We start from the raw sequence: 12987 nt of genomic DNA on the forward strand, positions 1-12987 counted from the left end.
TACGATAGGTTGGGAACCAATGTCAGTCCTTATGCGTGTATTTTCAACAGCCCTTAGAATTTACCATAATTTTGCAATTATTGCAACTATCAATTCTTTGGGGGCGTTGTTGTTCTAACATCTTTATTTACAAGGACTGCCACCAAATCATCATAGGTGCTTCCCTGCTTTACATAAAAGGTTCCATTTTGAATCAAATTATCCACCTTGCATTTATTAAGATATTTGTTGAATTCCTCAGAATCATCAATAAGTCCTGCTTTCTTTAAGTGAGAGCAAATCACTTCTGAAGACTCTCCTGCACGAACAGTAAATGGAACATAGGTGATAACCTCATCCTCTGAAGCAGCTGTGCTATCTTCAACTGTTTGCTCTACGGAAGACTCGGCAGAAATCTCTTCTTCCCCGACTGAAGTAACTTCTTCAGTAACAACAGGGGCTTCCTCCACAACCTCAGAAGAAATTTCCTCTTCAGCTACAATAGCTTCTTCCTCTGTCCCCTCTGGCATTACCATGCCAAGAGCTGAAGCCTTCTCTATAATCTCTTCATCTGTCAGAGACTTATTATATAGAAAGTCTCTTCCAAAATAAAAGCTTATAGTTAAAAGTAATGTTGCTAACGTAACGCCAATACCAATTCCTCTAAGATAGTACTTAAACCTCATTATCTCCCCTCCTGATATAAACCAATAACAAACTTAACTTCACCAAGACCACGTCCAAGTTTTTTTGCTATTTCTACGTCAGACAATCCTTCATCCGCCATTGCAAGGATTTGCATATTATCATTAGCCTTAATTGGCTGATTCTCCTCTGAAAACTTTTGAGCAAGCGCCTCGGTGAAGGAAATAGTCTTTGACTCCTCTTCCTTACGCTCTTTTTCCTCCTCCTTTGCAGCAAGAAGCGCTTCTCGCTCCTCGGCAAGCTTCTTCATCTCTTCCTCAATCTCAAGTTCCTTATCCTTAAGCATATCAAGCTTTCTGGCAACGGAAGAATCCAGAGCAACAAGGGTATCCTGAAGCTCAGATAGTTTCTTTGTCATTTCGACCATGGCCTGATGCTTTTCATTAAGCATTGAGTACATGAAAGTCACTTCTTTATGAGATTTATCTACAGATTCCAGAACTGTATCTGAATACTGTGAGATTTCAAGGATTTTCTCATTAGTCTCTTTATCAGTACGTCTATCCAGCTCTTCCATGGCAGAGTCTATCGTGGCAGAAAGCTTGTCTTCTGTCTCAACTCTGGCATCAGCCATCTTATCTTTTATAATTTCTTCGATTTGTTCTTTTGTGAGCTTCGTAAGATTCTCTCGATCCTTCTCAGATAATCTTTCAGACACAAAAAAGCTCCCAATACACAGGCCCAACCCGATAATTAGGAGCACAATTTCAAGTATAGTCATTATAGTCTCCCCTCTTAAATCCTCATATCAAAGGATGTTGTATGCTTCTCAGAAACACTTCCATCAGGCATTTTTTTGTCTTTTTTACCTTTTTTTATGCCTTTTTTGTCTTTGTTTCCTTCGTAGCCCTTACCATTTCCTTCTCGTTCGTAACTGTCCTCTTCCCTGTTTGACTTGTACAGGTCATTAACCTGCTTTGCCTGCTGTTCTTGCTGTTTTTCTACCGTGTGGGTGAGATTCTGCTGTTCCAGCATGGGCTTTTGATCCTCCTGAGCCTTGGTATGACTTAGCTCATTTGTATTTTGGATCATTCCATTAAAATTGATTGGACTTATCGACATAACATACCCTCCCTAAAGATCATACACCATAAATCAATCATTCAATTAACAGAACTACAAAAACTACTGATTAGTTAAAATACCCATGTATTCACCAAGAACCTTTCGCATTTTTTGAAGAGCCTTGGTATGAAGCTGCGAAACTCTCGATTCCGAAACCTCAAGAGCTGCGCTAATTTCTTTTAAAGTCAAATCTTCGTAATAATATAAAAGTATAACCTGCTTTTCCTTTTCGGTAAGCATATCTAAGGCTTCCTGAAGTTTTTCAGTAAGCTCCTTTTTAGAAATGTTGTCTTCTGGCTGAATAAAGTGAGAGTTATGTTCCGCCTCCATAACAGGCTCATTTCCAGCTTCCACAAATTCGTTCAGTGATACTACATTAGTGACATTTAGCTGAGACTGCCACTTAGAAAATTCGTCCGAAGAAATTTTAAGCTCAGCAGCTATATCTTCATCGGTGGCACTATGACCCGTGCGAGCTTCAACCGCCTTGATTGCATCATCAATCATCCTCTGTCTTTGGCGTATTGTACGAGGAATCCAGTCCATCTTGCGAATCTGGTCCAAAATAGAACCGCGGATTCTAAGACTTGCATAGGTTTCAAACTTAACATCCTTGGCCAAATCGAATTTATCTATAGCATCAATAAGTCCAAAAATACCGTAGCTACACAAATCTTCATACTCAACTGTATTTCCCAAATACATGCAGAGTCTGCCAGCAACTATCTTAACAAGCGGCGCATATTCAAGTATTAATTGCTCCCTAATCTCGGGAGTAGGACTAACTTTGTATTTGTCCCAAAGCTTTTCCTTGTCACTCGCCTTCATTAATGCCCCCTTAAATCAAGTCTGAATCAGTTCTATAACCCCTCCTCTGGTCCAGACGCAACATCCTCGGAATTCATTTGATCTTCTTCTTCGATTTCATCTTCGGCCAGCACACTGCTAATATCCTGAGGCTCCTCATCAAGAGACTCAGCCGGTTCCAATTCTCTGAAGGCATAATCAAGAATCATTTTGATTACCGTGCCCATAAACAGAAAAATGATAACAACAATTAACAGTCTTGATACAAAGACCGAAAGTTCAACCCTTTGAATAATAGAAATAACACACGAAATAAACGCTGCAGCCAACGTAATTATAATAGGTATAGGCTTTGTGTTCATCTGTGCCTCCAAATATTATTCTAAATAATTTTTAGCTCTTTGCCAACTGCCTTAATATAGTATTCTCCTGTCTCACTGTACAGTTCTACAGTACGACCATAATTTAGGCCGCAATCCTCCGCAACAAGCTTAACTCCAAGTTCTTTAAGCTTTTGACGGCTCGCCTCAGCGTTACGATCACCAACGTTAATTGATGTGGACGCACCTGGCATTTCGAACATCTTAGCACCACCGGCGATTTTAGCTACCATTCGAGCTTTGTTTGCTCCAGCTTTAATCATGTCATCATAAAGCTTTTGAATACCAGTATCTGCAAACTTAGCAATATTTGTATTGTTTCTGATTGCAGTACTGTCAGGTAGCATAATGTGCGCCAAACCACTGATTTTTGTAGATGGGTCATAGATTGCAATACCAATACACGAGCCCAAACCAATGGTCGTCAGTGCATCAGGAGCTTTACATATTTTAAGATCAGCCATGCCGACTTTAATCATCTGCCCCATACATTCACTCTCCTTATATTGATACACCAAGCGCGGTTAATATCTTCGCATAAGAATCTTCTTCTGGCATTAATATAAAATGTCCTTTGATTCCTAAATCATCAGAGAATTCTGTATTAATCATAAGAGCATTATCACCAAAAATACCAAACTGAACAGCAGGAACTGAAAGAATAGCTGCTGCCATATCAACTGCAACAAATGGTACTGATGGTAAAATTGTAAGGTTTGTCAATCCTGATAAAGCTGACAAATACGAACCTGCAATAATATTTCCAACTTCTTTAATTGCAGATAAATCCATTTCATTGAATGGTTCTGAGTAATCAGGGTCGCGCATCATAAGCATATTTACTACATGATGGGCTGACTGCATATCCATTAAAAACATCATGGAACCATCTATATCAGCTTCAACACCAAGCATGATACCAACAATAATTTCGTCTTCAGCTCCAATTGCGCCACCTAATTCTTCAACAGGAAGAAATGCGACCTCTGGAACACTCATATCAATCCTAAGGCCAAGCATATTGGCGATGGCCGTTGTTGCATTACCAGCGCCAATATTACCTATTTCCTTGAGGACATCAAAATATTTTTCATTTACTTCATTAAGTGTGAGCATATAACCTCCCGTTAAGAAGCCTCATTCTCTCCTATAATAGAACTAATTTCGAAGATAGAAATGAGCTCGTCCCCATTTTTTCCTACGCCATTAATAAAGGAATTCTTACTCTTCAATGTTGAAGATGGTGCCTCAATATCATCCTCTGATAATGAGAGAACCTCCTTTACCTCATCAACAATAACGCCCATAAGTCCGCCACCATCAAGCTTAAGAATGATAATACGAGATGCATCAGTAAACTCGTCATCATCCAAATCCATTCGGCGCCTAAGACTCATTACAGGAACAACCTCACCACGAAGATTAATTACTCCACGGTAGTAAGAAGGTGCTTTTGGCACTCTGGTAATCTTACTAAGTCTAACGATGTTATCAATATAGGAAATGTCGATACCATAGTGCTCGCCACCAATTTTAACAACAATGTATTGCTTTTTTTCTTTTTCAACTACATCATACATAGTTATATCTGACATGGTCTCACCTCCTATTAAATGACAGCATTAACATCAAGAATCATAGCGATTTCACCATCACCAAGGATAGTAGCACCACTAATGAGCTTGTTGTTATCCAGCTTACCAAGAGATTTGATAACGATTTCCAGCTGTCCAATAAGATTATCAACGATAATACCACCAAGAGTATCACCCTTCTTACAGATAACAACTGTCATTGTATCTTCTGTATCTTCCTTTGGTTCACAATCAAGAAGGTTATCCAAATGAATAAGTGGAATAACCTGTCCTCTAAGGTGAATAACCTCCTTGGACTCTACATACTTGATTTCTGACTTAGGAATATTTTCAATGTTCATAATAGAAGCAAGCGCAATCGCATACTTCTCATCTCTAATTTCAACCATGAGCGCCTGAATGATAGCAAGTGTAAGTGGAAGTCTTACTGTAAAGGTAGAACCTTCACCCATCACAGATTTAACTGTAACATCACCACCAAGGGCCTCAATATTACTCTTAACAACGTCAAGACCTACGCCTCGACCAGAGATATCTGTAATCTGTTTAGCCATTGAGAAGGATGGCATAAACAGGAAGTCTATAATTTCCTTCTGAGTAAGATTCTCAGCTTCTTCAGGCGTTACAAGACCTCTTTCAACAGCTTTATCTCTAACCTTGTCAGTATTAATACCGCCACCATCGTCTCCAACCTCAATGATGACATTGTTGCCTTCCTGGAAAGCGTTAAGGAAAATTGTTCCCTTTTCTGGTTTTCCAGCAGCACGTCTGTCTTCAGGAGACTCGATACCGTGGTCAGCAGAATTTCTAAGCAAATGCTGAAGTGGATCACCAAGCTGATCTACTACAGTACGGTCAAGCTCTGTGTCCTCACCAGTCATAATAAGTTCCATTGGTTTGTTGAGCTTTCTGTCCAAATCTCGAATCATTCGAGGGAACTTAGCTACAACGGATTCGATAGGAACCATTCGAACCTTCATAACTGATTCGTGAAGGTTTGTTGTAATTCTCTCAAGGTATTCAATATTCTCATGTAATGTCTGGCTGTCAATCTCACCAGAGCCATTACTCTGAGAAGCAAGTGAGTTCTTTGCAATAATAAGCTCGGATACCTGATTCATAAGTGCATCCAGCTTTTCAATATCTACACGAATTGTACGGGAAGTAACAGGCTTATTCGCTGGCTGGTTAGTCTTTCCGCCTGCTGCCTTTGCTGCTGGAGCTGGAGCTGCTGAAGGTACAGGTGCTGGTGTTGCTGCCGCAGGTGCTGGTGCAGCCTCTGGAGCTGGTGCTGCAGCCTCAGGTTCAGGAGCCCCTTCCTTCTTTTCATACATCTCTGGTGTAACCTTATCAGCTTCAACTGAATCTATTTCTGATACAGTCTTAATAGACTCAATGATAGGATCGAGCTCGGACTCTGAAGAAAGAATAAATGAGAAATCAAACTCAAAATTTTCATCCTCAATATCTCCAGAGCTTGGGTCGAAGGCCATAATCTGACCAAAGTCTTCAACAGCCTTAAATACAAGGAAAGCTCTTGCTGCCTTAAGCAAGCACTCCTTGCTGATATGAACTGTAAATCCATAGAGCTGCTTCTCGCCTTTAAGCTTCTCACAAAGCTCAGGATCAACAGGAATCTTCTTATAAAGCGGGCCATCAGCTGCGTCTGCAGCAGGTGCAGCCTCTCCGCCACCTTCTGCGCCACCCTCTGCTGGAGCTTCAGCAGGTGCTGCAGCATCGCCACCGCCTTCACCTGAACCGCCACCTGCAAGGTAATCATTTAAAAGCTTAATTAAAGCTTCGTTCTCTTCTTCACCTTCGTTTGATGTGGCTTTAACTGTTTCAAGGTAAGTTTCGATAGCATCAAGACACTTAAAGAGAATATCAATAAGTGCAGAATTAACCTTAACGTTATCATTTCGAACTTCCTGGAAAACGTTTTCCATATCATGGGTAAGACGCTGCATTCTCTTGAATCCCATAGTACCAGCCATACCTTTTAAGGAGTGAGCTGCTCGGAATATTTCATTTACAACATCCTTATTATCAGGCTCCTTTTCCAATTCCATAATGTTATCGGAAAGGCTCTGAATATGACCACTTGTCTCATCAATAAAGATATCCAGATACTGACTTACATCCATAACTCATGACCTCCAGTTTTCTACAACCTTTTTACAATTGAATTAGCAACTGATTTAAGTGGAGCAACTTCATTGGACAACCCCCCTTGCTCCACCGCTTTCGGCATTCCATATACAACACATGTGGAAGCTTCTTGCGAAATTACGTAAGTCTTTTTGTATTGATTCAAGTATTTAATTCCTTCAGATCCATCTGCTCCCATTCCTGTAAGAACAACACATATTATCTCATCAAAACTAGATTTGCTTAGAGACCTGTACATAACATCTGCACAAGGTTTTAAGCTGTTTACAGGTGGGCTGTCATCCAAATGACAATAAGCCGCATGACTTCCGTCTTCGCAGATTTCCATGTGCTTACCACCCGGCGTAATATAAACCCATCCAGGCTTAAAGTACTCTCCATTTTCGGCTTCCTTAACATTTACCGCTGATATCTGATCCAGACGAGCTGCAAGAGATGCTGTAAATCCCTCTGGCATATGCTGAACCAAAACAAGCGGAACAGATAAAGTTGCTGGTAGCATTGGAACGAATGTATGTAATGCTTGAGGACCTCCAGTAGAACACGCCAGAGCAATAATCTTTTTTGTTCTGACCCCTGTACCTACAGGTTTTACAGGAGGTTTCTTATCACCACCTGGAGAAGCTACTGGAGCCGGTGGAGGTGCAGTAGCTGGCTTTCTCTCAACCGGTGTTGGAGCCGCAGGTCTCGCTGGCGTAGAAGAAGTTTGCGCAATACTGCTTCCACTTTTGGTAGCCTGAAGGCTCTTTTTCACATTCTCCATACGCTCCAAGGTAGAGCGCCTAGATTCCTCAATAGCCTTTGTAGCATCGCTTGTACTTCTTCTGGCAGATATCTGTCTAAAGCTTGATTGCTTAGTTGCATTATGCAACGCCGTAACCAACTGTCGACCAAATACATCCCTGGTATCGCTGCCTGATCTGATAGGCTTTACTACAAAGTCTAAAGCACCATACTCCAAAGCCCTTATGGTACTTTCTGTATCCTCCTTCAAAATAGAACTAACAAGAACAGCATTAAACGGTATCTTCTCATTGTAAAGCTTGGCAAGTAAATCGACGCCCTGTAGCTTAGGAAGAACCATATCAAGTACCACAAGATCATATGGATTGTTCTTTATTTTATTGTAAGCATCTTCGCCGTCTGCACTAACGTCGACTACACGAAAATCACTATCTGCGTTGATAATATCACAGATAACCCTTCGCATAAGTGCAGAATCATCAACAACCAAAATCTTATACATTCTTTACCCTTGATCCTTCTTTCTTAAGCGTCGCTCCTCGTCAAAAATGTACTTAATAATTGTCTCCCTATCTTCTGCCTCTTTAAACAGGAATTCTATTCTATGTTCATATAGTCCTATATCCTGTTTGAATTCATTTTTAATCATTTTCGCAACTACATTTATGCGTTCAGATACGGTATTAGATTTCAGTTTGAAAGAAACATACATAAATTTGTCGGTCTGAATATCTTTCTTAGCACGAATTTTAGCGCCACCACCACTTATATCCACGATATTTCCATCAACTGGTTCACCGTAGGTATTACCATATTTTTCCAAATCACGTTCTACCAAAACCATATTAGGTAAATATGCAACATCCTCAGGAATAGGTAATATCTTAACTGCTATTAAGCAATCAAATCGATAATAATCTCTTCTTTGAACCTTTTTAAGCTCGGTAGAAGGCTCAAAAACATATACCGGAAAATTCTCTAATCGACCTCTTTTTGTAATCTCGCCAGTAAGCTGAAACATTCCAGCTTTAGTATTGAAGACAGCATGAAAAGGAACATTCATCGGTATAGTGACTGTATGTCCCTTTCTCGTAGGAATATGAAATACTATATCCTTGTTCTTGGTAACACCAAAGACGCTGGAGATATAAGCACTTCTATCCTCATCTATGTTGTTTTCAACATCAGAATTTGTGCTGGCAATTGTAAATTCAATCGGTGTGCCAGGTCTCAGATCGAATATTTCCATACTCAAGCCCTATCTCTTAAAAGTGCACTGAAAATATGTGAAACACCCCACTTATAATGAGTGTTTTCATCTTTCTGAAGAAGCTTCGATGCGATACCTTCAAAGCTTTTGGATGCCTTACTGGTAGGATAATCCAGAGACACTACCTTTTGGTTCCTCACAGCCTTTTCTAAATTGCCGTCATAAGGAATGTATCCTAAATAATCTAAATCTCCACCCAAAAATTTCTTCACTACAGATTGCATCTTCATGTAAACAGCTTTTCCTTCAGCCTCACTGTTTACCTTATTAGCAACTAAATGTACGTTGGTTCCATCCTTAACATACTTTGTGCTCTTACACATAGCTTTCATTAAGGAGTAGGAATCGGTAAGCGAGCTTGGTTCTGGAGTTGAAACTAATATAACCTCCGGGGAGGCAAGAACGAACTCCAGCACCTGGTCCGAAACGCCCGCACCAGTATCTATTATAAGAATATCACATAAGTCGTTTAAAAGTGATAGATTATGCACTAAAAACGTAATTTGTTCACGATTTAGATTATTTAATCCCACTACACCAGAGCCACCTGATATAAAACCAATCCCCATTGGCCCTGTAGAAATAATATCTCTAATACTTCTGCCATTAAAAATTACATCAGATAAATTGTATTTTGGCAGAGTTCCAAACATTACCTCCACATTGGCAAGGCCAAAATCCGCATCAAGGATAATCACCTTTTTCCCCATCTGCGAAAGCTGCACAGCAAGATTAACGGCCATATTGGATTTACCAACGCCTCCCTTGCCTGAGGTTATTGTAATAACCTTGGTGTTCTCGATATTTCTAACGCTCTGTGCCTTTATTACATTTCGTAAATTTTCCGCCTGATCCATTTAGTTTCCTCCCAATAACTGTTTAACCAGCTTCTGGGCATTAACAATCTCGATATCGTCTGGCACATTCTGCCCCGTAGTTATGTAGGAAAGCTGTGCACCAGTATATTGTTTTAAATTAAAAATATTACCAAGACACTTTGTCTCATCAAGCTTGGTAAAGATTAAGTTGAATTTGGTGAATTCCATATAGGTGTCTGCAATCTCTACTAAATCCTTGTGTTTTGTTGTTGCTGATAAAACAAGATAAACCTCGCTATCATAGAATTCTCCCAAGGCACTAATAAGCTTCTTGGTATCGTTCTTCTGGTCCTGATTTTTGTGAGAGAACCCTATGGTATCTACCAAAATAACGTCTAAATCCTGATTCTCTCTGTTCTGTCTTTTTACTGTATCTAACAGCTCATCGGCAGAATAAATAACATTTAGAGGAACGCCAAGAATATTAGCGTAGGTCTGAAGCTGGTTTGCAGCAGCCATTCTAAAGGTATCTGCTGTAATTAGGCCAACCTTCTTGCCCTCCTCAACCTTAAACTTGGAAGCAATTTTGGCGATTGTAGTAGTTTTGCCTACACCTGTTGGACCAATAAAGAAAATAACCTTAGGTTTCTTTTCTCCTGCAACTATTCTAGTTGGTGTTCCAAGCTTTAATACCATTTTCTGATATACAGAGGACAAAAGATTATCAAGGGAATGACTGGTCTGTAATACCTTATCCATATCATCCAAAACCTGATTTATGTATTTCTCCTGAACCTCGTTGTCCAAAAGGACGTTATAAAGCATCTTAACAAATACATGGTTATCGTTATCAATAGAAAGCTTTTCGCTGTGAGTAGCCTCTATTGGCATCTCCACCGGAGACCTTCCAACAGTAGTTTCTTCCTCAGGCTCAGATTTTATCGGAGCCTTAACAAAGGCTGGCTTCGAATATGTAGGTTCGATTAGTTTTGCTCTTGGTGCCGAGCCAGAAAGAGGTTCAAATTCAACTTGATTAGAAGTCATAGTATCTCCCTCCTGTTTCTCTAACACTTCATTTACTGCGGAAAATGCATCCTTTAAAATAAGGGCATCGTCTGCAACAGCATCAAAAGTACCAATCTTTTCTTCGCCATTATTCTCCACTTTTTCTGAAGCTACAGTTGCAAAATCCAAAGCTTCTTTTGAAAAGCCATCATCCTCTACTGCAGCTGTCACTTCATAAGTGCTACTCTTAAAGAAGCTTCCAAGTCCCTTTGGCTTGATAACCTTAACATTCATGATAACTGCAGCATCGCCAAGCTCCTCTCGAACTTTTGACATTGCCTCTTCTTCAGTTTTTCCAGTGTACTTGTTAATAACCATTTAATTCACCCTGTAACCATTCCCACCGATGAAAGTTCTACATTAGAATCAATCTCATTATAGGAAACAACAATTAAATCTTTTATATAGTCCTGAGTCATGCTCTTGAAGTACATTCTTACGATAGGAGATGTAACGACAATAGGTGTTCTTCCCATGTCCTCAATCTTTTTAATCTCATCCTCAAGAGAAGCTATAATTGCTTTTATTCTCTCTGGGTCTAATGTCAGATATGCACCCTGTTCAGTCTGTTTAATAGATGCCATAATATCCTGTTCCACCTTCGGATCAACCGTGATAACCTGCGTAACTTCATTAGGTGCAAAATATCTGCCTGAAATAGCTCTCTTCAAGCCCTGACGAACATACTCTGTCAAAACATCAGTGTCATGAGTTGTTGTAGCATGATCAGCCAGTACTTCAAAAATAGAAAGCAAATCTCTAATAGAAATACCCTCTGATAACAGATTCTGTAATACCTTCTGTACATCTCCCAATCCAAGGAGCTTAGGTATAAGCTCATCAACAATAACAGGATTTGATTCCTTGAGATTGTCCACAAGATTCTGAACATCCTGTCTTGTAAGAAGCTCGGCAATATGGCTTCTAATAATCTCAGTAAGGTGTGTAGCAATTATTGAAGGAGGATCTACAACTGTGTAACCTAAGGATTCTGCCCTCTCACGCTGACTCTCTGTAATCCAGATAGCCGGGAGATGGAAGGATGGTTCAAAGGTAGGAATACCAGTGATTTCTTCCTCAACATAGCCTGGATTCATGGCCATGTAATGGTCAAATAGTATCTCGCCTTCTGTAACCTGAATTCCCTTTATCTTTATAATATATTGATTAGGGTTCAGCTGAATGTTATCTCGAAGTCGAATGATCGGAACAACAGTACCAAGTTCCAAGGCTATCTGACGGCGAATCATAACGACTCGATCCAGCAAATCTCCTCCCTGATTAACGTCTGCAAGAGGGATGATTCCATAACCAAACTCCAGCTCAATCGGATCAACCTGCAACAGCGAAACAACATTTTCCGGCTTTCGAATTTCCTCTGCTTCTGTTTCCTCTGCAGCTACCTCCTGTTCTATCTCTTCCTCGCCAAGAGTCTTTGACATTGAATATCCAGAAACACCAAAAGCTGCAGCAAAACCTAGGAATAAAACAGTATTAAGAGGTGTGAATGCCAAAACTGCCATTGAAGCTGCAACAATATACAAAACCTTTGGTAAACCAAAGAGCTGCTTAACCAAAGTACCTGAGAAATCTGCTGCCTTTGAGCCCTTTGTTACAAGGATACCTGTTGATAACGAAATAAGCAGTGAAGGAATCTGAGAAACCAGGCCATCACCTATTGTAAGGATACCAAACTGCTGAATTGCCTCAGCAAATGGCAAGCCCTGATTAATCATTCCAAGAGCAGTACCACCAGCCATATTAACAACTGTAATAATAAGACCTGCAGTGGCATCTCCTTTAACGTACTTGGTAGCACCGTCCATAGCTCCGAAGAATGCTGATTCTTCCTGAATCTTATCTCTTCTTCGTTTTGCTTCCTGATCATCAATAGCTCCGGTATTCAAATCCGCGTCAATGGCCATCTGTTTACCAGGCATAGCATCCAGTGTGAATCGTGCTGAAACCTCAGCTACACGCTCAGAACCTTTATTGATTACCATAAACTGAATGATAATCAGAATAAGGAAAATAATTCCACCAATAATAAGATTATTACCACCAACGAATGTACCAAAGGTTCTTACAACGTTTCCTGGGTCACCACTTGAAAGAATAAGCTTTGTCGAAGAAACGTTTAGAGAAATTCTAAAAATAGTGGTAAAAAGTAATAAGGTTGGGAAGAAGGACATGTCCAGAACTTCCTGCACAAACAAAACGTTCATAAGGACAATAAGAGCAATGGATATATTGAAAGCAATCATTATATCCAGTAAAAAATTTGGAATTGGAATAATAAAGAAGGCAACTGCGGCAAGCAAATACAAGGCTATTCCAACATCAGTTTTCTTTACAGATGCAGCTATGTCCATTACTCATCTCCCCCTTTC

Annotated in this window: 14 protein-coding genes; all 14 read right to left on the reverse strand. The window is 40.0% G+C overall.

The annotated features are described in order from the left end of the window. Nucleotides 1–89 precede the first annotated feature (89 nt). A complete protein-coding gene (locus BMZ41_RS01500; RefSeq protein WP_090526512.1) occupies nucleotides 90–665 on the reverse strand; it encodes an endolytic transglycosylase MltG in 576 nt (191 codons plus the stop codon). Continuing rightward, the gene (locus BMZ41_RS01505) at nucleotides 665–1342 is read right to left on the reverse strand and encodes a DUF6115 domain-containing protein (protein ID WP_143071314.1); all 678 of its coding nucleotides are present in this window, start codon (nucleotides 1340–1342) and stop codon (nucleotides 665–667) included. The genes BMZ41_RS01500 and BMZ41_RS01505 overlap by 1 nt, the downstream gene beginning before the upstream one ends. Before the next feature lie 77 nt (nucleotides 1343–1419). Beyond that, nucleotides 1420–1746 (reverse strand): hypothetical protein, encoded by a 327-nt coding sequence (locus BMZ41_RS01510; RefSeq protein ID WP_090166286.1) that lies wholly within the window; start codon nucleotides 1744–1746, stop codon nucleotides 1420–1422. Between the two features lie 63 nt (nucleotides 1747–1809). Next, nucleotides 1810–2577, reverse strand: a complete 768-nt coding sequence (locus BMZ41_RS01515) for a FliA/WhiG family RNA polymerase sigma factor (protein WP_090166284.1) — start codon at nucleotides 2575–2577, stop codon at nucleotides 1810–1812. A gap of 32 nt (nucleotides 2578–2609) precedes the next feature. After that, on the reverse strand, nucleotides 2610–2918 hold the full coding sequence (locus BMZ41_RS01520; protein ID WP_090166282.1) for a hypothetical protein: 309 nt from the start codon (nucleotides 2916–2918) through the stop codon (nucleotides 2610–2612). Between the two features lie 20 nt (nucleotides 2919–2938). Then, nucleotides 2939–3424, reverse strand: a complete 486-nt coding sequence (locus BMZ41_RS01525) for a chemotaxis protein CheD (protein ID WP_090166280.1) — start codon at nucleotides 3422–3424, stop codon at nucleotides 2939–2941. A 13-nt stretch (nucleotides 3425–3437) separates the two neighbouring features. Continuing rightward, nucleotides 3438–4052 (reverse strand): chemotaxis protein CheC, encoded by a 615-nt coding sequence (locus BMZ41_RS01530; RefSeq protein WP_090166278.1) that lies wholly within the window; start codon nucleotides 4050–4052, stop codon nucleotides 3438–3440. An 11-nt stretch (nucleotides 4053–4063) separates the two neighbouring features. Next, nucleotides 4064–4531: a chemotaxis protein CheW gene (locus BMZ41_RS01535; protein WP_090166276.1), complete on the reverse strand. Its 468-nt coding sequence runs from the start codon at nucleotides 4529–4531 to the stop codon at nucleotides 4064–4066. A 14-nt stretch (nucleotides 4532–4545) separates the two neighbouring features. Continuing rightward, the gene (locus BMZ41_RS01540) at nucleotides 4546–6675 is read right to left on the reverse strand and encodes a chemotaxis protein CheA (RefSeq protein ID WP_090526516.1); all 2130 of its coding nucleotides are present in this window, start codon (nucleotides 6673–6675) and stop codon (nucleotides 4546–4548) included. A gap of 20 nt (nucleotides 6676–6695) precedes the next feature. Then, nucleotides 6696–7946, reverse strand: a complete 1251-nt coding sequence (cheB, locus tag BMZ41_RS01545; RefSeq protein WP_090526518.1) for a chemotaxis-specific protein-glutamate methyltransferase CheB — start codon at nucleotides 7944–7946, stop codon at nucleotides 6696–6698. A gap of 3 nt (nucleotides 7947–7949) precedes the next feature. Further along, nucleotides 7950–8693 carry a flagellar brake protein gene (locus BMZ41_RS01550; protein WP_090166270.1) on the reverse strand — a complete coding sequence of 248 codons (744 nt, stop codon included), beginning with the start codon at nucleotides 8691–8693 and terminating at the stop codon, nucleotides 7950–7952. A 2-nt stretch (nucleotides 8694–8695) separates the two neighbouring features. Next, on the reverse strand, nucleotides 8696–9571 hold the full coding sequence (locus BMZ41_RS01555; protein ID WP_090166268.1) for a MinD/ParA family protein: 876 nt from the start codon (nucleotides 9569–9571) through the stop codon (nucleotides 8696–8698). Further along, a complete protein-coding gene (flhF, locus tag BMZ41_RS01560; RefSeq protein ID WP_090526520.1) occupies nucleotides 9572–10915 on the reverse strand; it encodes a flagellar biosynthesis GTPase FlhF in 1344 nt (447 codons plus the stop codon). Between the two features lie 5 nt (nucleotides 10916–10920). After that, a complete protein-coding gene (gene flhA, locus BMZ41_RS01565) occupies nucleotides 10921–12969 on the reverse strand; it encodes a flagellar biosynthesis protein FlhA (RefSeq protein ID WP_090166264.1) in 2049 nt (682 codons plus the stop codon). Nucleotides 12970–12987 lie beyond the last annotated feature (18 nt).

Source organism: Pseudobutyrivibrio sp. UC1225 (genome assembly GCF_900115215.1).
Taxonomy (GTDB): Bacteria; Bacillota; Clostridia; order Lachnospirales; family Lachnospiraceae; genus Pseudobutyrivibrio.